The sequence below is a fragment of the Jiangella sp. DSM 45060 genome (assembly GCF_900105175.1).
GTDB lineage: Bacteria > Actinomycetota > Actinomycetes > Jiangellales > Jiangellaceae > Jiangella.
In genome coordinates this window covers 4,848,886-4,872,004 of record NZ_LT629771.1, presented here as the reverse complement: position 1 = coordinate 4,872,004, position 23,119 = coordinate 4,848,886, and the positions used below count along the sequence as shown (strand labels likewise).

Sequence of the window (23,119 nt, the reverse complement as noted above, 5' to 3'; positions counted from 1 at the left end):
GAGCCATGCCATACACGTATGGCATAATGAGCGCATGGTGCGGACGACGATCTATCTCCCCGAGGAGCTGAAGCGCGAGCTCGAAGCACGAGCGCGGCTCGAGGGGCGCAGTGAGGCCGACATCATTCGCGACTCGTTGGCGCGCACCTTGCACAGCAGCAGCCGAACGATCAAAGATCTCCGTTTCGGCATGTTCGCCAGTGGCCACAGCGACACCTCGACCCGCACCTACGAGGTCCTGGCCGAATCGGGCTTCGGCGAATCGTGACCCTGATTGCCGACACCGGCGCCTTGTACGCGGCATTCGACCGCGATGACCAGCACCATGACGCAGTCGTCAGCTATCTCCGGACGGTCGACGCCAAGCCGATCGTGCCGCCGCTCGTCCTCGCCGAGCTCGATCACCTGGCACTCGTGCGGCTCGGTGAGAGGGCCCGCGCGGCCATCATGGCCGAACTCGCGGAGACCACGCACGTGGCGACTTTCAGCCATGCCATGTTCATCTCCGCGGCCGATGTCGCTGCCCGGCACGGCGAGTTTCCCCTCGGGCTGACCGACGCGTCTGTCATGGTCGTGGCATTCGAGCATCAAACGCACGACATTCTGACCACCGACCAACGCCACTTCCGCGCTGTCCGCCCATTGCTGGGCGCGCCCGCAGCCGCCTACCGGCTGCTGCCGTTCGACGCCTGACGGGCGGGTCAGACGGCCGGCGACTGCTCGTCGGGCCAGCGGCAGAGGCCGCCGTCGCCGGGGGAGACGGAGGCGGCGTGGGCCTCCGAGTCGGACTCCGGCCGGTAGCCCAGCTCGGCCACCGCGTTGGCGTAGGAGAACACCCCGCGGGTGTTGGCCGACACCCCGAAGTAGCAGCCGTACCGGACGTCCGCCGCCAGCGCCGACCGCACCAGCAGCCGCAGGTCACCGGGCGACAGCCAGCCGATCAGATTGCCGGTGTCCGTGGGCTCCGGCAGCACGCCGCCCAGCCGCAGGCACACCACCGACGGCCCGCCGCCGTCGGCGACGGTGCGGGCGTAGGCCTCCGCGAACGCCTTGCTGGCGCCGTACGCGCAGCACGGCCGCACCGGCCACGCCGGGTCGACGAGACCACCGCCGGCCCGGGCGGCGGAGACGTAGCCGCCCATCGCGTGCACCGAGCTGGCCAGCACCACCCGCCGCACCCCCGCCCGCCACGCCGCGTCCAGCAGGGTCACGACGGCGTCGGCGTTGGGCCTGCGCAGCTCCGGCCACGACGCGCCGGGCGACGGGTTGGCGGCCAGGTGCACGACGGCGTCCATCCCCTCGACCGCCGCGGCGGTGAACGAGGGGTCGGCGAGGTCGCCGACCCGGACGTCGGCGCCGTCCCAGCCGGTGACCGGACGGGTGTCGACGGCGCGCACGGAGACGTCGTCCAGGCCGGGGCGGAGCATCCCGGCGACATTCCCGGCCGCGCCGGTCACGAGCACCGCGGTCATGCGCACCCTCACCAGTTCGTCAGAGATCCGTCCGGACGACGGTAGCGGGCGTCGCGAGCCATCCGGCCCGGACCCTGATGTTGAAGGCGGCGTGCATCATATGGGATAGTTACGCATATGTTGCATGATGCTGAATCGGCTCCGGATGTCCGATGCTGATCCGTGCGGTCGAGACCTTCGTCCTGAAGCTCGGAGCTGGTGAGGCGTATCTCGGCGCGCTGCGCGACGGCGGGCAGATCGGCCCCGAGTACGCCGTGCGCGAGCCCTGGCGCAGCCTGTACTCGTCCCGGTACGAGACGCTGCTGGTCAAGGTGACCGCCGACGACGGCACCTGCGGCTGGGGTGAGGCGCTGGCGCCGGTCGGCCCCGAGGTCCCGGCCGCCGTCGTCGATCGCCTGCTCGCCCCCGTGTTGCGCGGCATGGACGCCCGGCGGCCGCGCCCGGCGTGGTCGCGGCTGCGAGACCTGATGCGCGAGCGCGGCCACCTGACCGGCCATCAGGCCGACGCGCTGGCGGCGGTCGACATCGCGCTCTGGGACCTCGCCGGGCGCATCGCCGGCCGACCGGTCGCCGAACTGCTGGGCGGCGCCTTCCGCGACGCGGTGCCGGTCTACGTGTCAGGGCTGCCGCGCGAGACCGACGACGAACGGGCCGCGCTGGCCGCCACCTGGGTGGAGCGCGGCGCCACCGCGGTGAAGCTGCACCTGGGCCACGGCGTCGACGCGGACCTCGCCACCGTCGACGCGGTCCGGGCGGCGGCGCCGTCGCTGCGGGTCGCCGTGGACGCCCACTGGGTGTACGACGTCACCGACGCGCTGCGGCTGGCCGACGGGCTGGCCGCACGGGGCGGCTGGTTCCTGGAGGCGCCGCTGGCGCCGGAGGACGTCGCCGGGCACGCCGAGCTGGTGCGCCAGGCGCGGCTGCCGATCGCCGTGGGCGAGGCGCTGCGCAACCGGTACGAGTTCGGGTCGTGGCTCGACGCACGGGCGCTGCGGCTCGCGCAGCCCGACGTCGCGCGCACCGGCATCACGGAGGCCATGGTCGTCGCCGAGCTGGCGGCGGCCCGGCACGTGCCCGTCGCTCCGCACCACTCCACCGGCCTCGCCGTCGCGCTCGCGGCCGGCCTGCACGTCAGCGCGGCCGTCGAGAGCCTCGCCGTGTTCGAGTACCAACCCACCTCGGTCGACGTCGGGCAGCGCGTGCTCCGGCAGCCGCTGCCGATCGGCCCCGGCTCCATAGCGGTGCCGGGCGGTCCCGGCCTCGGGATCGACGTCGACGAGGAATCCATCCGCAAGCTCGCCGAGGAGTCTGACGCCAGATGACCCACACCGTCCACGGTCTCGTGCCGATTCTCGCCACCCCGTTCGGGCCCGACGGGTCGCTCGACCGCGCCGGTCTGCGCCGGCTGGTGGAGTTCCAGCTGGCCAGCGGCGTGGACGGCGTGGCCGTCTTCGGCATGGCGAGCGAGGGCTTCGCGCTGACCACCCCGGAGCGCCGGACCATCCTGGCCGACGTGGCCGAGGTGGCGGGCGCCGCGATTCCGGTCGTGGCCGGCGTGAACGGCACGTCCACGGCCACCGCGCTCGAACAGGCACGCGAGGCGCTGAGCGGTGGCGCCCGGGCGCTCATGGTGCTGCCGCCGTTCATGGTGAAACCCGGCCCGGACCAGCTCGTGCAGTTCTACGGCGAGGTCGGCGCGGCGGCTCAGGCGGCCGGCGCCGAGGTGATGGTGCAGGACGCGCCCGGCAACACCGGCGTGGCGATGCCGCCGTCGCTGATCGTCGAGCTGAGCAAGCTCGACGGCGTGACGTCGGTCAAGGTGGAGGCGCCGCCGACGGTGCCCAAGGTCGGCGCGGTGGTCGACGCCATCGGCGAGGACGACGACTTCGCGGTGCTCGGCGGGCAGAACGCGCAGTTCGTGCTGGACGAGTACGCACGCGGCTCCGTCGGCACCATGCCGGCGTGCGAGTTCCCCGACCTGCTCGGGCCGATCCTGGCCACCTGGAACGCCGGCGACCGTGCCGGTGCGCGGGCCGCGTTCACCGGTCTGCTGCCCCTGATCGTGCACGGCCTGCAGCAGGGGTACGCGTGGGCGGTGCACAAGGAGGTCCTGGTGCGCCGTGGCATCATCGAGCACGCCACCGTGCGTCTGCCGGCCAAGCCGCTGGACCCCGGTGGCCGGGCGCTGCTCGAGGACGTGCTCGCGGGGCTGGAGTTGCCGCGGGTGAAGGGGTGACGACGTGAAGGTGGCGATCGTCGGCGCGTCGACGCCGATCGGGACCGCGATCGCCCGGCGCTTCGCCGCCGACGGCGGCCGGGTCGCGGGGATCTCGCTGGAACCGGCCGGCGACCCGGTGCTGGCCGCGGACCTGACGGCGGACTGCACGGTCCCGGAGGCGGCGACTGCGGCCGTCGAGGACGCCGTGCGGGCGCTCGGCGGGCTGGACGTCCTCGTACCGGCGGCCGGCGTCATGCCCGTCGCCCCGGCCCACCGGACCACCGACGAGCAGTGGCGACGGGCGGTCGCCGGCTGCCTCGACACGTTCTTCTACACCGCCAGGGCGGCGTTGCCGCACCTGCTCGACGGTGGCGGGGCGATCGTCGCGGTGTCGTCGGTGAACGCGTTCCTGGCCGCGCCGTGGGTGGCCGCCTACGCCGCGGCCAAGGGCGGCGTCGACGCGCTGGTGCGCCAGCTGGCGCTCGACTACGCCCGGCACGGCGTGCGCGTCAACGCCGTCGCGCCGGGCATGGTCACGTTCCCGTCGGACGTGCCGGAGCCGCACGCCGGCTACCCGATCGCCCGCACCATCGAGCCGGCGGAGGTGGCCGAGGCCGTCGCATTCCTGGCCGGCCCCGGCGCCTCGGCCATCACCGGCGTGGTGCTGCCGGTCGACGGCGGCCTGTCCATCGCCTCGCCGGCCGCCTTCGCCCGGGAGGACCTGCGGGCCCGGCTCGACGGAGACCTCTGAGCCCGCTCAGCCGGCCCGGCGGGCGCGGACGGCGGCGGCGAGGTCGCCGAGCAGACCGGTCGTCGTCTCCCAGCTCATGCACGCGTCGGTGACGCTCTGGCCGTACACCAGCGGCGTGGCGCCGATGTCCTGCCGGCCGGCCACCAGGAAGCTCTCGAGCATGACGCCGGCGATGCCGCGCTGGCCGCCCGCGATCTGCTCCGCGATCTCGCGGGTGACGACCGCCTGCCGCTCGTGGTCCTTGCCGCTGTTGCCGTGGCTGGCGTCGATGACCAGCCGCTCCGGCAGCTGCGCCTTGTGCAGCAGCGCGAGCGCGTCGCGGACGTGGCCGGGGCCGTAGTTGGGGCCGGCGCTGCCGCCGCGCAGGATGACGTGGCAGTCGGGGTTGCCGGCGGTGCTGACGGCGGCCGCGCGGCCGTCGTGGTCGACGCCGAAGAACACGTGCCCGTGCGAGGCCGCCGTGCAGCCGTCGATGGCCGCCTGGACGTCGCCGCTGGTGGCGTTCTTGAAGCCGACCGGCATGGACAGGCCGGAGGCGAGCTGGCGGTGCACCTGGCTCTCCGGGGTGCGCGCGCCGATGGCGCCCCACGACACGGTGTCGGCGATGTACTGCGGGCTGATCGGCTCGAGGAACTCGCAGCCCACCGGCAGCCCGGCGCCGAGCACCTCGAACAGCAGCTCGCGGGCGACGCGCAGCCCGCGCCGCACGTCGAACGTCTCGTCCAGCCCGGGGTCGTTGATCAGACCCTTCCAGCCCACCGTCGTGCGCGGCTTCTCGAAGTACACCCGCATGACGACGGCGAGGTCGTCGCGCAGCTCGTCGGCGACCGGCCGGAGCCGGTTCGCGTAGTCGAGCGCGGCCACCGGGTCGTGCACCGAGCACGGCCCGACGACCACCAGCAGGCGGTCGTCCTCGCCGGCCATGATGCGGCGGACCTCGGCCCGGCTGTCGCGGACCAGCGCGGCGTGCTCCTCGTCCATCGGCAGCTCGGCCAGCATGCGTGCGGGCGGGACGAGCGGCTGGAACCCGGTGACGCGGAGGTCGCCGGTGGGGGACTGGGGCTCGGACATGGGTACTACGTCTCCTCTGCGACGAGCGGGACGTCCCGTCGGATCACCACCGAGCCGGCCCGTCTCATGACGAAGGGCAGAGACGAGACGTCTCTGCCCAGCTGGCTCCGGGTGGTTCGTCGGTCAGTGCATGACACGCCCGGCTCCACCCGGAGCCTGCGCAAAATACGAATACCGACGGACCGTGATCACGGATCGAACTATAGCCGACCGCCGGTGGGCGCGGCGTGGTAGCCCAGGGCGGAGGAGATGCGGTCGGCCTGCTCGATCACCGTCATCGCCAGCTCGTCCTGACGCCGCGGCAGGTTCATCGCGGTCAGCGGACCCGACACCGACAGCGCGGCGACGACGCGGCCGGTGCGGTCGCGGATGGGCGCCGCGAGGCAGGTCCGGCCGAACGCCAGCTCCTCCAGTTCGGTGGCGAAGCCGCGGTCGCGCACCTCGGCTAGCGCCTCGGCCAGCGCGGCCGGCGTGGTGATGGTGCGCGGTGTGTACCGGGCGTAGCTGGCGCCGAGCAGCTCGTCGACGGCGTCCGGCGGCAGCTCGCTGATCAGCGCCTTGCCCAGAGCCGTCGCGTGCAGGGGCCCGCCGCGGCCGATCAGCGTCGAGGGCCGCGGCGCCAGCCGGCCCTCGAAGTTGCACAGATAGAAGAGGGCGTCGTCGTGCCGTTCGGCGACGTTGACCCCCAGCCCGAGCCTGGCGGCCAGCTCCTGGACGAGCTGGCGCGACTGCTGGTGCACCGGCGACTCGTTGAGCCCGATCGCGGCCAGCGGCACCAGGCGCGGGCCGATGCCGTAGAGGTTGCTGCGACCGTCGTGGGTGAGGAAGCCCAGACCGACGAGGGCGCCGGCCAGCCTCGACACGGTCGACTGGCCGAGCCCCGTGGCCGCGACGAGCTCGGAGACGCGCAGCTGGGGGTGCTCCTCGGAGAAGGCCGAGAGCAGCGACAGCGCACGCTCGACGCTCTGCGTCCCGCCCGCGGTCTCGCGCCCGCGTACGCGCGGAGTCATCGTCGGCTCCCGTCCGAGGTCACCGTTTTGACCAGCGCCTGAAACACACGCTTGACACCTAACAACATGTGCGTAGTGTATGCACATGTTGCATTCCATCTCCACCCGATGCATGGGGGCATTGTGGAACCAGGTCGAGCGGGCGTAACGAGCATCGACGCGCCCTCGACGACGGCACCGCGACGGGTCGGCGACGGCGCGTTCGCGGTGGCGCTCACGCTGCCCGGACTGGCCCTTCTCGTGGCCGTGGTGCTCTATCCGCTGGTGTCGGCGCTCGTCACCGCGTTCTTCGAGCAGAGCCTGGTGATACCCGGGCGCGAGTTCGTGGGCCTCGACAACGTCCAGGCCGTCCTCGAGAGCGACTTCTGGCGCATCTTCCGGCAGACGCTCGTGTTCACGCTGGGCAGCACGCTGCTGCCGTTCGTCATCGGCTTCGGTCTGGCGCTCGCGTTGAACACCGGGCTGCGCGGGCAGAAGGTCTTCCGCGGCGTCCTGCTGGTGCCGTGGCTGGTGCCCGGCGTCGTCGTCTCGTTCCTGTGGATGTGGATCTTCAACGCCAACTACGGCGTGGCGAACGGGCTGCTCGAAGGGCTCGGCATCATCGACGAGCCGCGCGCCTGGCTGGCCGAGCCGGGCACCGCGATGGCCGCCGTCATCATCGCCAAGACGTGGGCCAGCTTCCCCTGGATGATGGTCATGCTGCTGGCCGGCCTGCAGACGGTGCCGCCGGACCTGCACGAGGCGGCCGAGGTCGACGGCGCCGGCACCATCAGGCGGTTCTTCGCCATCACGCTGCCGCATCTCAAGGGCATCGTGGGGCTGGTGCTGCTGCTGGAGTTCATCTGGAACTTCCAGCACTTCGACATCATCTACGTGCTCACCGGCGGCGGCCCCGCCGGCACGACGCAGACGTTCGCCACCTCCGTGTACGAGACCGCGTTCCGCGGCTTCGACCTCGGCCGTGCCGGGGCGCTCGGCCTGCTCTGGATGATCATCCTGCTGGTGCTGGTGGTCATCTACGTCCGCTTCTCCGAACGAGGTGAGCAGGAGTGAGCGTGACCACGTCCACCCGCCCGTCCCCGGCCACCGCCGCCCCCGGCGCGCCGGGCCGGAAGCGGCGCCGCCGCTCGCCGCGCGACCGGCGCGGACCGCGCGTCTCGGCCTGGGTCGCCATCGTCGTGTTCGGCGGGTTCGCGCTGCTGCCGGCCTACTGGCTGCTGGCGACCTCGCTGAGCCCGCAGGACCAGGTGTTCCAGTACCCGCCGTCGTTCATCCCGGCCGACATCACGTTCGAGCACTACGCGGACCTCGCCGACAACCCCGACCTGTTCCGCTACCTCGTGAACAGCGTCATCGTCTCCGTCGTCACCGCGGTGCTCAGCGTCCTGGTGTCGGCCTACATGGGCTACTCGTTCTCGAAGTTCCGCTACCGCGGCCGGCGCTCGCTGATGTACCTGGTGCTGTCGTCGCAGATGTTCCCGCAGGCGCTCCTGCTGGTCACGCTGTACGCGGTGTTCAGCGCGTACGGGCTGCTCAACAGCTACGCGGCGCTGATCCTGTCGTTCACGACGTTCACGCTCCCGCTGTGCGTCTGGATGCTCAAGGGGTTCTTCGACACCATCCCCGACGAGCTGATCGAGGCCGCCCGGGTCGACGGCGCGTCCCGGATGCGCATCATCCACTCCGTCGTCCTGCCGTTGTCGGCGCCGGGCCTCGTGGCCGCCGGCCTGTTCGCGTTCGTCCGCGGCTGGAACGACTTCATCTTCGCCCTCACCCTGGCCGGCCCGGACAAGCAGACGCTGCCGCCCGGCCTGGTGAACACGTTCGTCGGCGAGGCCCAGACGGCCTGGCCGCAACTCATGGCGGCGTCGCTGGTCGTGTCGCTGCCCGTCGTCATCGGCTTCATCGTCCTGCAGCGCTATCTCGTCGGCGGCATCACCGCCGGCGCGGTCAAGGGCTGATCAGTCCTTCAGTCTTCCTCGGAGGTACCATGAGCGCCACCTACTCCCGCCGCCGCCTGCTCCAGTTGATGGGCGTGGGCGCGGGCGCCGTCGGTCTCGGCGGCCTGGCCGCCTGCGCGCCGTCGGCCAACGACGACAGCGACACCAGCAGTGGCTCCAGCAGCACCCCGACCAGCGGCGGCGAGGCGCAGGACTTCTCCTTCGCGTCGTGGTCGCTGAGCGAGGAGGCGCCGAAGCCGGTCATCGAGGGTCTGGTCACCTCGTTCTCCGGCGACGCCGGGATCTCGATCTCGCCGGTCACCTACCCGTACAACGAGTACCTCAACCAGCTGACGCTGCAGGTCCGCGGCGGCCAGTTCGCCGGCGCCGCGCAGGTCGACGTCGCGTGGCTCGGCGCGCTGGCCGCGCTGGGCAAGCTCACCGACCTCGGCTCGTTCGCCGAGGGCCGCGGCTACACCGACGCGGCGCTGCAGGCCGGGCAGTACGAGGGCACGCAGTACGGCCTGCCGTGGACCATCGGCGCCATCGGCCTGGTGACGAACACCGAACTGCTGCAGCAGGCCGGTGTCACGACCACGCCGACCACCATCGAGGACTTCGAGGCGTTGCTGCGCGAGCTGAAGGGCCTCGGCGACGGCATCGTCCCCTACGCCGCGTCGACCAAGGTGGCGCAGCTCAAGGACATCCTCATCTGGATGCAGACGTTCGGCAGCCCGCTGATCGAGAACGGCCAGGTCACCATCGGCGACGAGGCCAGCATCGAGGCGGTCACCTGGTACAAGAAGCTCTACGACGAGGGCCTGATCGCACCGGACGTCGACCGCTTCGACGCCCGCGCGCTGTTCAGCCAGGGCCGGGCCGTCATGTACGACGACGCCATCGTCGGCAAGAGCGCGGTGGTCGGCGAGTCGCCCGACCCCGACTTCGGCGCGAAGCTCGACCCGATCGCCCGCCCGGTCGTGCAGTCCGGCGACGACCCGCGGGCGCTGTTCTGGGGTCACGCGATCGTCGTCGTCGACGGCGAGGGCTCGGGCACCGCGGCGGAGTTCGCCCAGTGGATCACCTCCGACGAGCAGACCACGGTCGGGTTCTTCGAGGACCTCGGCCTGCCGCCCACGACCCAGGCGGCGCTGGACTCCGACGCCGTCACGGGCGACGCGTTCACCGCCGCGTTCAGCGAGCGGGTCACCGCCACCGCCACCGTGAACCCGTTCTGGCAGTTCCCGCAGTACGCCCAGATGGAGTCCGCCGTCGCCGAGCAGGTCCAGGCCGTGCTCGTGGGCAGCTCGTCGCCGGCCGACGCCATGGCCGCCGCCGGTGAGGCGGTGCAGTCCCTGGTCTGACCCCACGTCCTCACTGCGTCACGGGGGGCGTAGCGGGGTGTCGAATCATCCGTCGTCGCATCGAGGAGACACCATGCCCCTGCACCGTGCTCGCCTGCCCCGACGCCGTTTCATCACCCTCGCCGCGGGAGCCGTGGCCGGAGCCGCCGCGGGGGTGGCCGGACCCGGATCCATCGCGACGGCCGCCGCCGACGGCCGCCGGTTGACCCTCGCCGGCGACCGGGTGTCGGTCGAGTGGGTGCACGACGCCGGTGGATGGATCACCGGTTCGGTCCGGGTCCGCGACGACGACGGCTGGCGGACGGTGTTCGCGCCGGCCGGCGGTTACGGCGTGCTGATGCACGCCGATCCCGCGGCGCCGGACCGTGAGGCCGTCCGCCGCGCGCAGGTCGGCCGGCACCTGGAGCTGCGCGCCCGCGAGGCCGGAACCTCTGGCGCCGCCGTCCGGTTCGGTTGCGTGCACCCCAGCGGTGAGCTGACGGCGGTGTGGAGCCTGGATCCCGAGTACGGCCAGGACCTGCTCGTGACGCTGACGTGGACGCCTCGGCGGGCCGGCTGGTACAGCCTGCCCAGCCCGACCCTGGCCACCGTCGCGGAGGACGAGCTGGCCTGGGCGGTGGTGCCCGGTTACTGGACGTCGTCGGCGCACGCGGGCGACGCCGAGCTGAGCCGCCGGTACAACGTCGGCGTGCCGGCCGTGCCGCTGCTGGCCGAGGAGCGCAGCAGCACGAGCCTGGTGGCCGCCGTCGAGAGCACGGCGGGCGCCACGCTGGCCGTCGTCGCCGACCCGTCGCTGGCGCGTGACCCCTGGCCGGCCGACCGCAGCGAGCAGGCGGTGTGGCAGGTCGGCCTGTCGCCGCGCGACCTCGGCGGTGCGCTGACCCCCACGCTGTTCTCCCCGGTGCTCGGTCAGCGCGGCTCCTGGCTCGAGGCCGAGCAGCCGGTCAGCGTGACCTTCCGGTACGTCCTCACCGCGGGCGGCTGGCCCGAGGTCACCGAGCACGTCACGACCGACGTTTACCGGCTGCCGGACCTGCTGCCGCTGGCCCGCGACGTCGACTCGCTGTCGCACCGCATCAACCGCATGCACGACTTCCTGGTCACGCCGGACTCGCGCTGGCACACCTGGGAGTTCGACGGCAGGACTCTCGGCGCCGAGAGCGGCAAGCTCTCCGACGTCGGCGCCATGTGGATGATGACCCGGCTCACCGGTGACCCCGTGTTCGAGCACGAGCGGCTGCCGTACGCGCGCAACTTCAAACTGGGCCAGCAGCAGACCGCCGAGGGCCCGTTCCAGGGCGCCGCGCTGGGGGAGTACTTCCGCGACGGCCGCTGGATCAGCGAGATCGTCTGGGCCGGCCGCGAGGACACCTACGGGCCCGACTACGTCTCGCCGATGATGACCACGTTCTACACGCTGGCCGACGACGGCAACATCGCGCTGTTCGACCCGGACGACGACGAGATCCGCGACCGCCTGCGGCAGGGCGCGGAGCGGCTCCTGCGGTGGCAGCACGACGACGGCGGCTTCGACATCGGCTACCTGCGCGACGACCCCGCGACCGTGAAGTACCCGGACCTGCCGGACCTGCGGGCCACCTGGTACGGGTTCCTGCCGGCATACGCCGTGCTGGGCGACGAGCGCTATCTCGCGGCCGCCCGGCGCGGCGCGGACTGGTTCATCGAGCACGCCGTGCGTACAGGCGACTTCATCGGGGTGTGCGACGACGTCGGCCTGCTGCGCGACTTCCAGGTCGTCTTCGCCGCCCAGGCGCTGCTCGACCTGCACGACCTCACCGGCGAGGCGGCCTACCTCGACGCCGCGGTCCAGTGCGCCACGTTCTACACGCTGCACCTCTACGACCACCCGATCGCCGATCGCGCGGCGAAGACGTTCAACGGCGGCCCGGTCGAGGACTGGCAGCTCACCCAGACCGGCCTGCCGTTCGAGCACGCCGGGTACCACGGCAGCGTCAACGGCGCCGGCCCGATCACGTTGGCCAGCCACGCGGGCGCGTTCGTCCGCTTCCACCAGCTGACCGGGCGGCGGCTGTTCCTCGACCTCGCCCGGGCCGCCGCACGCGGCCGCGACGAGTGGGTCGGGGAGCTGTCCGGCATCCCGTCGTACTACTGGTCGGCGGGCAACGGCGGCTCCAGCGTGTTCCCCTGGCACGGCTGGTGGCACATGGGCTGGCTGATGGACTACCTGCTGGCCGAGGCGCACCTGCGCACCGGCGGCGGCGTGGAGTTCCCGCACGGCTTCTGCACCGCGAAGGTCGGCTCGCACCGTCCCTACGGCTTCGCGCCGGGCACGATCCTCGGGCACGAGGCGCAGCTGTGGATGCCGCGCGCGCTGGTCACCGTCGATGATCCCGAGGTCGACTGGCTGACCGCCCGGTCCGCCGACGGCTCGCGGCTGTTCATCGTCGCTCTCAACGAGTCGCCCGAGCCCGTGACGGCGACCGTGCGGCTGGACCCGCGCGGGCTGGTCGCCGGGCAGCGCGCGACCTGGGCCGGCACCGACGTCCTGGCCGGCGACGCCACGGCCGGGCCGGACGCGGACGCCTGGACGGTCCGGCTCGACGGGCACGGCGTCGCGGTGGTCGCGGTCGGCACGACGCTCGAGCCCGACCCCGAGGGCCCGCTGCTGCGCCGGTTCGACCTCGTCGGCTCCGAGACGACGCTGGAGCTGACCTGGTCCTACTGGGCCGACGCGACCACCTGGGCCGAGTGGCGGGTGAACGGCGGCGACTGGACCGCCACCGCCCGGCAGGAGGGCTACGCGCTCACGGCGAGTGTCGACCTACGCGGCGTGAGCGCGCCCGCCACCGTCGAGGTGCGGGTCGCCGCCGAGACCGACGGCGTCACCGGCTACTCCGCGCCGCAGCGGTGGGAGATCCCGCGGCTGGGCCCGAACCTCGCCCTCGGCCGGCCGGTCGAGGTCAGCTCCGTCTACGCCCCGCAGTACCCGGGCTCGAACCTGGTCGACGGCAACCGCACCGCGACGGCGAGCCGCTGGCTGTCCGCCCTCGGCGACATCCGGCCGACGGCCACGTTCACCCTGGCCGCGCCGACGACGCCGGCGCTGCTGCGGCTCTACACCGGGACGCTCGACGCACAGATCGTCGTCGCCTGGACCGTGCAGGCACGCGCCGCCGACGGCAGCTGGGTCGACGTCGGCTCCGTCGCGGACAACCGGTCGCTGCGCCGTGACGTGCGCCTCGACCCGGTCGTCACCGACCAGCTCCGGGTCGTGGTCACCGACCGGTCCCGCGACCAGGTCGACGTCGCCCGCATCTTCGAGATCGAGATCTACGACGACGTGGAATGGGAGAACTGATGACGCGCCGGATCCGGATCCGACGACACCGCTATGTCCGTGGGATGGCGATGGGGCTGAGCACCTCGCTGTTGCTGGCGGGGACACTGACCCAGGCCGCCGCCGAGCCGGTCGCGCCCGAACTGGACATCGAGCCGGCGCCGTACTCGATGGACACCTCGAACCAGGCCGGCTGGTGGCACCCGCTGGCCGAGTACGACGGCAGCACGTACATGGTCTTCAACGCGCCGGCGGCCACCGAGAACCGGCATCAGGTGCACGTGGCCCGGCGAGATCCCTCAGGGGAGTGGACCACCGGCTGCCTGCAGACCTCCGATGGAGCCTGTGCCGAGTACGTCGACGACATCGGGCACAACCAGCCGTCGCTGGCCATCGACGGTGACGGGTACCTCCATGCGTTCGTGTCGATGCACAACGACGGCTGGCGCTACTTCCGCTCCGAGGAGCCGGGCTCGGTGACGACGATCGTCGATCACGCCGCGGACCTGCCGGACCAGGAAGGCGGCGTGACCTACCCCGTGACGGCCACCGCGCCCAGGAGCGGCGACGTCTACCTGATGGCGCGGGTGAGCATGCCGGGAGTCGGGCACACCGGCCGGCTCTACCGGTGGAGCGTCGACGAGCGGACGTGGCAGCGAGAGGCGGTGTTCACGCCCGGCCACGTCGAGACCGGCTACGTCCCCTATCCCGACGACCTCGAGATCGACGACCGGGGCCACGTGCACATCCTGTGGGAGTGGGCGCGGGGCAGCACCAGCAACCTGCGCTACTACGGGTCGTACCTGGTCTACCGGCCGGCGGAGGACCGGTTCGTCGGCATCGACGGACGCGACGTCGAGATCCCTGTGAGCCCTGCCGACCAGGAGATCCTCTACGAGCCCGAGGGCGGAGTGGTGCAGAGCGCGCGGCTCGCCCTGATCAACCACACGCCGAACCTCGCCGGAATCGCCTACCGCTATCAGCCGCCGGGCGAGGCGGCCTTCGAAGTGCGCTGGGCGGCCTGGGACGGACAGCAGTGGGTGCGGGAGACCGTCGACGCCGGCGGCTTCAACAGCTATGCGGCCATCGAGGTGACCCACCATCGCGCCACAGCGCGCATCTACTACATCAAGCATCCGTCGTGCGAACCGGAGCAGGTCACCCGCGGCACGGTGTTCGTGGCCGAGAAGCAGGTCACGGTCAGCTCCGACGACGGAGCCGCGGACTGGCAGCCCCGATTGCTGGGCGGTGCGCCGGGGACCGAGCGGCTGGCGGCGACCACCAGGACCGACGGCACCGACGTGCTGTACCTGGCCGCACCCCGTCTGGAGAACCCCACGCAGGACCCCGCCCTGTACCTCGCCACGCTGAGCCGGACCGCGTCCGCGGTTCCGCTGGAGCCCGTCAGCACCGACCAGGCGCACGCCGCATCGGCCGACGGCGGAACGGACCCTGTCACCGGGCGGAAGAACTGGGCGTTCGGCGCGCCGGTGTCGGTCAGTTCCGCGCTGAACGAGACCAGCGGCGGCGAATGCGCCGTCGACGGGAACAGCTGGGCCGACTACAGCCGGTGGATGTCGTCTCGCAGCGACCCCGAGCCGACGCTGACGATGGCCTTCGAGCAGCCGATCCAGGTGGACGAGGTGCGCGTGTACAGCGGCTACAAGGGCGGCACGACCGACGCCCTGGAGGACTTCGCCATCGATGTGCTCGTGGCCGGCGAGTGGCGTGAGGTCGCGCAGGTCAGCGGGAACGTCGCGAACCCAGCGGTCGTCCGGGTGGACGACCTGGCCTTCACCGGCGAGTTGCGGCTGCGTGCGCTGAACCTGCAGCACGTCAATCACCTGGCCCGCATCTACGAGGTCGAGGTGTACTCGCGCGACGACGCGCCGGCCCTGGACATGTCGCTGTCGGCGAACCCGCCGTACCTGCTGTTCGCCGGCGACTCCACCGACGTCGAGCTGACGCTGGCCAACCGGTCCGGCGAACCGGTGAGTGGCACGGTCGAGTTCCAGGCGCCCGAGGGGTGGACGTTCGAGCCCGCCGAGGGCTCCTACGACCTGGCGCCGAACGAGACCACGTCGATTCCGGGAACGGTGACCTCCGCGACGGGCGCGGCGGCGGAGACGTTCCAGATCGTGGCCAGAGCGCCCGCGCACGATGTGGAGGCGACGCTGTCCCTGCCGGTGCGCGACGGCATCGTCTACAGCGGGGACGGCGCACCGCACTACACCGAGGCCGGTCCGTGGGCTGCCAGCGGCCTCGTCGGCCATGCCGGCAGCACCACCCGCTACACCCAGGGCGGCACCGGCGCGAGCGCGACCTGGACGCCTGAGCTACCACAGGCCGGGAGATACCAGGTCTACGCCTGGTACCCCGCCGCCGCGACGAACACCACCGAGGCGCAGTTCACGGTGCGGCACGCCGGTGGCACCGCGCAGCTGGTGGTCGATCAACAGCAGACCGCGAACACCTGGCACCTGCTGGGGGAGTGGGAGTTCGACGCGGGCAGTGCCGGCTCGGTGACGCTGACCTCCGTCGCCGCTGGTCACCACCGCGCCAACGCGGTCCGCTTCCAGCCGCAGGGGTCCGGTCAACCAGAGCTCGAAGGCCACGACGATGCTGAATGACACCGCGATGACGGACCGGAAGACCGGACGGACTCGACAGCACCGGATGCTCGCTGCCGGCGCTGTGGGCGCCCTGGTGCTGGGTCTGGCCGGGGTGGCCGGGCCGCCGGCCGGCGAGACCGCGGCGGCCGCGCCCGCCAGCGAGGTCGTCGCCACGACCACGCACGCCTCGTACACCGAGACCGGGACCTGGGCGCAGGCGCGCGACCCCGGGTACCAGGGCGGTCGCACGCGCTACACCCGCGAGGCCGGCGCCACGGCGACGTGGACGCTGGAGTTGCCGGCCGACGGCAGCTACCAGCTCGACGCCTGGTACACCGCGTCCACCGAGAACGACAAGGTGATGACGTACGGCTGGACCGGTGCGGCCGAGCCGGTCACGTTCGACCAGTCCACCGGCGGCGGGTCGTGGCGCCCGGTCGGCACGGTGGAGGGCGAGGCCGGCGAGGAGGTGCGCGTCACCGTCACGGCGGTCACCGCCGGCGCCATCACCCGCACCGACGCGATCCGGCTGTCGCTGCCGCGGTGCGACCTGGCGCCGGACCCCGCGCCGCCGGGCGAGCCCACGACCCGCGAGTTCGCCGGCTACACGCTCACCGAGACGCCGGATCGGGTCGCCGTCGAGACCGAGGCCTGGGCGATGCGGATCGAGCGGGCCGGGTTCCGGTACGCCCTGTACCGCGGCGACGAGCGGGTGGCGGCCGCGCACCCGGAGTCGGGCCTGCTCAGCGGCCCGGACGGCGGGGAGCTGTGTGGCGTGGTCTCGACCGAGGTCACGGAGGCCACCGACGACGGCGTCACGCTGCGGGTGGTCTTCGCCGACGGCCTGCCGGCGACGGTGACGGTGCGTCCCGAGGACGACACGCTGGGGCTGTCCGTCGTGCCCACCGGGCCCGCCGCGGACGCCGTCGGCCGCATCGTCGCGCAGGTCGCGGGCGGCATGAACCCGGCCTACGGGCTGGGCGACGATGGCGGCGCCCGGTCGCGCAACCTCAACGTCTACGGCTCGGACTTCGACGAGATCTATGGGCAGAACGGCGGGCCCGTGTACCGGTTCGTCAGCACGTTCACCGTCTTCCCCGACCGCGGCCTCGCCCAGGTCGTCTTCGACCGCGGCCGGATGAGCGCCCAGGTCGACGCCGACGCGACGGCGCTCGGCGTGCACGCGGCGGCGCTGCCGGACCTGCGCTACTTCTTCGGTGACCTGCCCACGGTGTACGCGGCGTACCAGGACGCGCGGGCCGACGCCGGCTACGTCGACGCCGCACCCGACTACGACTTCTTCGGCGTCGGCTACGAGTCCTACGGCGCGCTGGCCTACAACACCAACCAGCAGACGATCACGCAGTCGGTGACCCGCTACCTCGACGAGGGCTACCCGCTGCGCTGGGCCGTCACCGGGTCGGGCTTCTGGCCCTACGGCCCCGACGGCGGCCAGGGCACGACGTCGAGCTTCGGGATGTGGGGCGAGAAGTACCCCGACCCGGACGCCTACAAGGAGTTCTTCGCCGAGCGCGGCATCGACCTCATCCTGGGCCTGCGGCAGAGCTTCAAGGCGCTGCCCGAGGACGGCGGGAAGTACGACCCCGCGCTGGACGGGCCGTGGGTCCTCGAGGGTCTGGAGAAGGGCTACTTCATCGAGGACGCGCCGGGCGAGGCGAAGGTCTTCACGACGCCGAACTTCCCGGGCTCGCCGATCTATCTCGTCGACCCCGACGACGCCGAGGCCGTCTCGTGGTTCGCCGACCTCATGGAGCTGTGGGGCGCCGACGGCTACAAGGAGGACCACATGTTCGTCGGCGGCGACAACGACTTCTACGACAGCGCCCTGGTCAACGCCGTCAACGAGGAGTTCGCCGAGCGCGGCGACCTGGTGATGGTGCGCAACTCCGCGTACTCGGTGCCCGGCTCGATCCTGCGGATCAACGACACCGACTACAACCACGGCGTGGCCGACCGCGACCGGACCGTCGTGAACAGCCTGGCGTACGCCGCCAGCGGGCAGCCGAACTTCTATCCCGACATCGTCGGCGGCCGGCCGATGCCCGACCTCGAGACCAACCACGACAAGCAGGTCTTCCTCGCCCGCAACGCGATGTTCGCCGCGGTGTCGCCGTCGATGTCGTTCGGCAACGAGCCGTGGCGCATCTCCGACCCGCGGCTGCGCGACGCCACGCTGAAGGCGGCCCGCTGGCACGACCGCTATCTGCCCTACATCTACAGCGCGGCCGCGGAGAGCATGCGCACCGGCTTCCCGTCGACCGCCACGCCGCTGCCGATCGCCTACCCCGACGACCCGGCGACCTACGACCTCGTGTCCTACGGCGCCAAGCAGTACCAGTGGATGCTCGGCCCGTCGCTGCTGGTCCACCCGCTGTTCGGGTCCGACGTCACCACGGCGCAGGCGCGCGACGTCTACCTGCCGGCGGGCGAGTGGATGGACCTCGAGACCGGCGAGCGCCACACCGGGCCGGTCACGCTCGAGGACCACCCGCAGCCGGTCGGCAAGGTCCCGGCGTTCGTCGGCGGCACCGGCATCCTGACGGCGCAGCGTGACGGCGCCGTGGTGGCCGAGGTCTACCCGGTCGCGCCGCGGGACGCGCGCTACACCTACACCGCCGCCGACGGCGAGACGACCTCGGACATCACCGCCGCGAACACCGGCTGGGACGCAGTCCGTGTGCTCGACACCACGACCGGTGCCGAAGTGCCGGCCGAGCGCGACGCCGTCACCGGCGCCGTCGTGTTCGCCGTCGTCGCCGGCCACGACTACCAGGTGCTCGACGACGCCTGCCCGGACGGCGACCCCGCCGGCGGCACCATCGTCTTCGGCGACCAGGACTCCGGCGTGCCGAACCGCGACGGCGGCAACGGCTGCACGTTCCTGGACGAGGTCCGGGCGGCCGGTCCGTTCGACGGGCACGGCGCGTTCGTCCGGGCGGTCGTCGACGTGGCGGATCGCTGGCGGGCCGACGGGTTGTTGAGCCGCACCGAACACCAGGCGGTCCTCGCGGCGGCGGCGCGGTCGGAGGTGGCCCGATGAGCCGCCCGGCGGCGTTCCTGACGACCCTGGCCCTGACGCTGGCCGGCGCCGCCGCCCCGGCCGCGGCCACCGGCACCGGCGACGCCATCGTGCTGCGCGGCGACACCTACACGATGACGATCGACCCCGACGGATTCCGCTACGGCTTCACCGACACCGCCGGGCGGGCCACTCTCCCGCCGCACCCGGAATCCGGCCTGCGCGTGGACGGCGTCGACGCCGTCGACGCCGACCTCGTCAGCAACCCGAACGCCGCGACCGCGGTGCTGGACGTCGAGCTGGAGGACGGCACGACGGTGCGCGTGCACGTGCACCCGTCGGCCACCACCGTGCGGATGACCGTCGACGAGGTCGACGACGCGACCGTCGACCTGCGCACGGCGGCCGCCGGCCCCGCCTACGGGCTGGGCGACTACGGCGCGCACGCCGACGGCCAGCCCGACCAGGGCACGCCGTGCAGCGGCAAGGTCGAGGCGCGCCCGACGCTGGAGCTCACCGGGATCGTCCTGGACAACCTCACCAACCAGGGCTCGTGCAAGCGCTACATCAGCACGTTCATGGTGTTCCCCGCGCAGGGCGTGGCGCAGGTGCTGTTCGACGAGGGCCAGAAGCGGGTCGCGCTGACGGACACGGAGAACCGCCTGGGCGTCGCGGGCGTGGACCGCGTCGACGCCGTGCACTACTTCCTGGCCGGCGACCTGAAGCGGGTCTACGCCGACTACCGCGAGGCGCGCGTCGAGCACGGCTACACCGACGTCGAGCCGCGGCCGGACCTGTTCGAGCTGGGCTGGGAGGCCTACGGCGCGCTGGCCTGGAACACCTACCAGACCTCGGTCGAGGAGACCGTGCAGGGCTTCCTCGACCACGGCTACCCGCTGGGCTGGGGCGTCGTCGGCTCCGGCTTCTGGCCCGGCCCGCGCGGCCGCCCCGCGGAGGGCACGACCAACAGCTTCGGCATGTGGGACGACACCGAGGAACCGGGGCGTGAGGACGCCCAGCCCGGCCTGCCGAACCCGCGCTACCCGGACCCGGACCGGCTCAAGGCACTGTTCTCGGACAACGGCCTCGACCTGCTGCTGGGAGCACGGAACAACGTCAAGGCGCTCCCGGCCGACGGTGGCAACCACAACCCGGTCCATGACGGGCCGTTCACGGAGGAAGCCACCGCAGCGGGCTTCCTCCTGCAGGACGCCGACGGGACACCGACGGTCGTGACCCGGGCGCAGTTCCCCAGCGGCCCGAGCTACGTGCTCGACGGCTCGAACGAGGACGCCGTCGAGTGGTACGTCGAGCGGATGCGCGCGTGGGGCGTCGACGGGTGGAAGGAGGACACCATGCTCTACGAGCCCGACCTCCACCTCGACGGCAACTGGAACCCGGTGCAGACCGCCCTGGCCGAGGCCGGCGACCTGCTGATGGTGCGCAACGCGGCGTACTCGGTGCCCGGCGACATCATCCGCATCAACGACACCATCTACGGCACCGGCGAGGTGTTCCACGAGGACCCGGACCGCATGCCGGTGAACCTGCTCAACATGGCCGCGAGCGGCGCCGGCAACCTGTACCCGGACTACGTCGGCGGCACCCCTGGCCCGTCGCTGACCGACCCCGCGTACATGGACTACTTCATGCGCAACGCGCAGTTCAACGCGCTCACGCCGGTGCTCGCGTTCGGCAAGGGGCCGTGGGAGCTGGGCCGGGCCGACTACGCGGAGCAGGTGCGCGACCTCGCGCTGTGGCACGACGCCCTGCACCCGTACGTGTACGACGCCGTGCTCGACGGCCACGCGACGGGCTACCCGTCCGCCATGACGCCGCTGCCCGTCGCGTACCCGGACGACCCCGCCACCTACGGCCTGGTGAACGACGAGACCCGGCAGTACGAGTGGATGTTCGGCGAATCGCTGCTGGCCGCGCCCGTGTTCGGGGCCGACTTCGACACCGCGCAGACCCGCGACGTCTACCTGCCCGAGGGTCGGTGGATCGACTACTCGACGGGTGCGGTGTTCGACGGACCACGCACGCTGGAGGACTACGCCGTCGGCACCGACCGGGTGCCCGCGTTCGTGGGCGGCAAGGGCGTGCTGGTGACCCGCGACCGGTCCGAGGCCGGCGACGTCACCGGGTTCACCGCCGAGGTCTACCCGGTGGCGCGTGCGTCGCGGTACGAGTGGACCGACGGCGCCGCGGACAGCACGATCCTCAACGCCAACACCGGCTGGGACCCCGCCGCGCTGCGGATCGCCGACCGCACCACCGGCGAGGCCGTGCCGTTCGAGGTCGACGACGTCACCGGCGCGTTCCGGTTCGCGTTCGAGCCCGGGCACGACTACGTGCTCAGCGGCGGTGGCCGGGCCGCGCACTCGCTGCCGGTCGAGACCGCGGCCCCGGCGGTCGCACCGGCCGGCGTGAGCGCCGAGATCGGCGACGACGGACAGGTGACGCTGAGCTGGGACGCGGTGCCCGGCGCTCGTGCGTACGTCGTGGAGGTGTCCGAGGCCGCCATGTGCGCCGAGGGCCTGATCGGCAGCACGACCGGCACCTCCCTGGGCCTCGGCAGCCTGGACCAGGCGGCCGGCACCTACACCGTCGCCGCGGTGAACACCGCCGGCGCGGGACCGGTGTCCGAACCGGTGGTCGTCACCGCTCCCGGCGGCGGCCCGGCGGTCGTCACCGTCACCGACGAGGGTTCGCCGCCGACCTGCGACCCGGACACGCCGGCGTACGCCGAGACCGGCACGTGGGCCGGCAGCAGCCTGGCCGGGTTCGACGGCTCCCGGTCCCGTTTCAGCACGACCGACGGCTCGACCGCGACCTGGTCCGCGACACTGCTGGACGGCAACTACGACGTCTCGGTGTGGTTCCCGGCGCACACCAACAGCACGTCGGCCGCCACCTTCACCGTGAGCCATGCCGGCGGCGAGTCCGACACCGTGCTCGACCAGCGGGCGGACGGCGGGCGCTGGGTCTCGCTCGGTGAGTACGAGTTCAGCGCGGACCGGCTCGGCTCGGTCACGCTGACCGTCGGCGACGCGCCCGGGAACGCGCGCGCCGACGCCGTGCGGTTCTCCCCGGTCGTCGAGGAGCCGCCGCACCCGGGCACCGGCACCTGGACGGCGTCGTCGTCGCTGCTCGAGGACGTGCGGATCGAGAACCAGACGGTGCGCATGGTGGTGCGCACGAGTATCGGCGGCGACGACCTGCGGCTCCGGCTCACCAACGCCTTCGGCCTCACGCCGGTCACGTTCGGCGAGGTGACGGTGGGTGCTCAGCAGGACGGCGCCGAGGTGGTCGAGGGCAGTGTCCGGCCGGTCACCTTCGGCGGCCAGGCGACGGTGACGGTGCCGGCCGGCGGCTCGGTGGTCAGCGACCCCGTGTCCGGCAACTGGGCACCGGCATCGGACGTCGTCGTCAGCGCGTACGTGCCCGGGTCGGTGCCGACGGTCACCGGGCACCTGCGGCCGACCGCGACGACGTACCTGGCCGGCGGCCAGCACGCCGCCGAGACCGGTGCAGCCGCCTTCACCGACGAGTTGGAGCACTGGTTCTGGCTGGACCGCGTCTCCTTCGACAGCACCGAGGCGGCCGGAGCGATCGCCATCGTCGGTGACTCGCTGACCGACGGCGGCGGTGACGTGCCCGACACCAATCTGCGCTGGCCCGACCACCTGGCCCGCCGGATCCTGGAGTTGCCGGTGGCCGAGCAGTCGGCGGTGCTCAACGCCGGGATGTCGGGCAACCGGATCCTGTTCGACGGCTACGGGCCGCGCGTACTGGACCGCCTGGACCGAGACGCCCTGGACCAGCCTGGTGTGCACACCGTGCTGTTGTTCGAGGGCATTAACGACGTGTCGCGCAGCGTGACCGAGTCGGCCCCGCTGATCGAGGGCTACCGCGAGATCGCCGACCGTGCGCACGCCCGCGGGCTGCGGATCGTCGTCGCCACGCTGACGCCGATCGGCGGTGCGGCGACCTACACGCCGGCGAAGGAAGCCGTGCGCCAGGAGGTCAACGAGTTCCTGCGCACGTACAGCGGCTTCGACGGCGTCGTCGACTTCGATGCCGCGCTGCGCGACCCCGCCGACCCGGAACGACTGCTGCCCGCGTACGACAAGGGCGACCACCTGCACCCCAGCGACGCCGGGCGGGAACGGCTGGCGGAGGTGGTCGACCTCGCGCTGCTGACCCCGCAGGCGACCAGCTGACCGGTGGCGCCGGACGGCGTCGCCCCGTGCCCGCCAGACGTCGCGTCCCCCCGTCCCTCGCCTGAGCCACCCGTTCGACGCCCGAGGAGGACACCG

15 protein-coding genes are annotated in these 23,119 nt (G+C 72.4%); 12 read left to right on the top strand and 3 right to left on the bottom strand.

Annotated elements, in window-relative coordinates:
* The first annotated feature begins 34 nt into the window (after window positions 1-34).
* Window positions 35-268 (top strand): CopG family transcriptional regulator, encoded by a 234-nt coding sequence (locus BLU82_RS21600; RefSeq protein ID WP_092623128.1) that lies wholly within the window; start codon window positions 35-37, stop codon window positions 266-268.
* A complete protein-coding gene (locus tag BLU82_RS21595) occupies window positions 265-693 on the top strand; it encodes a type II toxin-antitoxin system VapC family toxin (protein ID WP_157741174.1) in 429 nt (142 codons plus the stop codon). The genes BLU82_RS21600 and BLU82_RS21595 overlap by 4 nt, the downstream gene beginning before the upstream one ends.
* 8 nt (window positions 694-701) lie before the next feature.
* On the opposite strand, the gene BLU82_RS21590 is transcribed toward BLU82_RS21595, so the two are convergent.
* A complete protein-coding gene (locus tag BLU82_RS21590) occupies window positions 702-1,472 on the bottom strand; it encodes an NAD(P)-dependent oxidoreductase (protein WP_092623126.1) in 771 nt (256 codons plus the stop codon).
* Between the two features lie 152 nt (window positions 1,473-1,624).
* Between BLU82_RS21590 and BLU82_RS21585 the strand changes: the two genes are divergently transcribed.
* Genes BLU82_RS21585 through BLU82_RS21575 form a run of 3 tightly spaced genes read left to right on the top strand, consistent with a single transcriptional unit; the run spans window position 1,625 to window position 4,441 of the window.
* Entirely contained in the window at window positions 1,625-2,794 is a 1,170-nt protein-coding gene (locus BLU82_RS21585) for a mandelate racemase/muconate lactonizing enzyme family protein (RefSeq protein WP_092623125.1), read from the top strand.
* Window positions 2,791-3,708, top strand: coding sequence for a dihydrodipicolinate synthase family protein (locus tag BLU82_RS21580; protein ID WP_092623124.1), 918 nt, complete (start codon window positions 2,791-2,793; stop codon window positions 3,706-3,708). The genes BLU82_RS21585 and BLU82_RS21580 overlap by 4 nt, the downstream gene beginning before the upstream one ends.
* A 4-nt stretch (window positions 3,709-3,712) precedes the next feature.
* Entirely contained in the window at window positions 3,713-4,441 is a 729-nt protein-coding gene (locus tag BLU82_RS21575; protein ID WP_092623123.1) for an SDR family NAD(P)-dependent oxidoreductase, read from the top strand.
* 6 nt (window positions 4,442-4,447) lie between these two features.
* On the opposite strand, the gene BLU82_RS21570 is transcribed toward BLU82_RS21575, so the two are convergent.
* Together BLU82_RS21570 and BLU82_RS21565 are read right to left on the bottom strand one after the other, a co-directional pair.
* Window positions 4,448-5,512 carry a 3-deoxy-7-phosphoheptulonate synthase gene (locus BLU82_RS21570; protein ID WP_092623122.1) on the bottom strand — a complete coding sequence of 355 codons (1,065 nt, stop codon included), beginning with the start codon at window positions 5,510-5,512 and terminating at the stop codon, window positions 4,448-4,450.
* Between the two features lie 200 nt (window positions 5,513-5,712).
* Entirely contained in the window at window positions 5,713-6,522 is an 810-nt protein-coding gene (locus BLU82_RS21565; RefSeq protein ID WP_092623121.1) for an IclR family transcriptional regulator, read from the bottom strand.
* Window positions 6,523-6,630: 108 nt separating this feature from the next.
* Between BLU82_RS21565 and BLU82_RS21560 the strand changes: the two genes are divergently transcribed.
* The 7 genes from BLU82_RS21560 to BLU82_RS21530 all read left to right on the top strand — a co-directional run bounded on the left by BLU82_RS21560 (window position 6,631) and on the right by BLU82_RS21530 (window position 23,023).
* On the top strand, window positions 6,631-7,575 hold the full coding sequence (locus tag BLU82_RS21560) for a carbohydrate ABC transporter permease (protein ID WP_092623120.1): 945 nt from the start codon (window positions 6,631-6,633) through the stop codon (window positions 7,573-7,575).
* Window positions 7,572-8,483: a carbohydrate ABC transporter permease gene (locus tag BLU82_RS21555; protein WP_092623119.1), complete on the top strand. Its 912-nt coding sequence runs from the start codon at window positions 7,572-7,574 to the stop codon at window positions 8,481-8,483. Before BLU82_RS21560 ends, BLU82_RS21555 begins: the two co-directional genes overlap by 4 nt.
* A gap of 29 nt (window positions 8,484-8,512) precedes the next feature.
* A complete protein-coding gene (locus BLU82_RS21550; RefSeq protein WP_092623118.1) occupies window positions 8,513-9,826 on the top strand; it encodes an ABC transporter substrate-binding protein in 1,314 nt (437 codons plus the stop codon).
* A gap of 73 nt (window positions 9,827-9,899) precedes the next feature.
* On the top strand, window positions 9,900-13,166 hold the full coding sequence (locus BLU82_RS21545; RefSeq protein ID WP_157741173.1) for a hypothetical protein: 3,267 nt from the start codon (window positions 9,900-9,902) through the stop codon (window positions 13,164-13,166).
* 50 nt (window positions 13,167-13,216) lie between these two features.
* Window positions 13,217-15,775, top strand: coding sequence for a BNR-4 repeat-containing protein (locus tag BLU82_RS21540; protein WP_172885666.1), 2,559 nt, complete (start codon window positions 13,217-13,219; stop codon window positions 15,773-15,775).
* Window positions 15,765-18,818: a TIM-barrel domain-containing protein gene (locus BLU82_RS21535; protein WP_172885665.1), complete on the top strand. Its 3,054-nt coding sequence runs from the start codon at window positions 15,765-15,767 to the stop codon at window positions 18,816-18,818. Before BLU82_RS21540 ends, BLU82_RS21535 begins: the two co-directional genes overlap by 11 nt.
* Window positions 18,815-23,023: a GDSL-type esterase/lipase family protein gene (locus tag BLU82_RS21530; protein WP_092623114.1), complete on the top strand. Its 4,209-nt coding sequence runs from the start codon at window positions 18,815-18,817 to the stop codon at window positions 23,021-23,023. Before BLU82_RS21535 ends, BLU82_RS21530 begins: the two co-directional genes overlap by 4 nt.
* Window positions 23,024-23,119 lie beyond the last annotated feature (96 nt).

What these genes read in the sequence shown, in the direction of transcription:
- BLU82_RS21600 (WP_092623128.1), top strand. Translation starts at nt 35, where the DNA reads ATGGTGCGGACGACGATCTATCTCCCCGAGGAGCTGAAGCGCGAGCTC.
- BLU82_RS21590 (WP_092623126.1), bottom strand. Translation starts at nt 1,472, where the DNA reads ATGACCGCGGTGCTCGTGACCGGCGCGGCCGGGAATGTCGCCGGGATG.
- BLU82_RS21585 (WP_092623125.1), top strand. Translation starts at nt 1,625, where the DNA reads ATGCTGATCCGTGCGGTCGAGACCTTCGTCCTGAAGCTCGGAGCTGGT.
- BLU82_RS21580 (WP_092623124.1), top strand. Translation starts at nt 2,791, where the DNA reads ATGACCCACACCGTCCACGGTCTCGTGCCGATTCTCGCCACCCCGTTC.
- BLU82_RS21570 (WP_092623122.1), bottom strand. Translation starts at nt 5,512, where the DNA reads ATGTCCGAGCCCCAGTCCCCCACCGGCGACCTCCGCGTCACCGGGTTC.
- BLU82_RS21565 (WP_092623121.1), bottom strand. Translation starts at nt 6,522, where the DNA reads ATGACTCCGCGCGTACGCGGGCGCGAGACCGCGGGCGGGACGCAGAGC.
- BLU82_RS21560 (WP_092623120.1), top strand. Translation starts at nt 6,631, where the DNA reads ATGCATGGGGGCATTGTGGAACCAGGTCGAGCGGGCGTAACGAGCATC.
- BLU82_RS21550 (WP_092623118.1), top strand. Translation starts at nt 8,513, where the DNA reads ATGAGCGCCACCTACTCCCGCCGCCGCCTGCTCCAGTTGATGGGCGTG.
- BLU82_RS21545 (WP_157741173.1), top strand. Translation starts at nt 9,900, where the DNA reads ATGCCCCTGCACCGTGCTCGCCTGCCCCGACGCCGTTTCATCACCCTC.
- BLU82_RS21540 (WP_172885666.1), top strand. Translation starts at nt 13,217, where the DNA reads ATGGGGCTGAGCACCTCGCTGTTGCTGGCGGGGACACTGACCCAGGCC.
- BLU82_RS21535 (WP_172885665.1), top strand. Translation starts at nt 15,765, where the DNA reads ATGCTGAATGACACCGCGATGACGGACCGGAAGACCGGACGGACTCGA.
- BLU82_RS21530 (WP_092623114.1), top strand. Translation starts at nt 18,815, where the DNA reads ATGAGCCGCCCGGCGGCGTTCCTGACGACCCTGGCCCTGACGCTGGCC.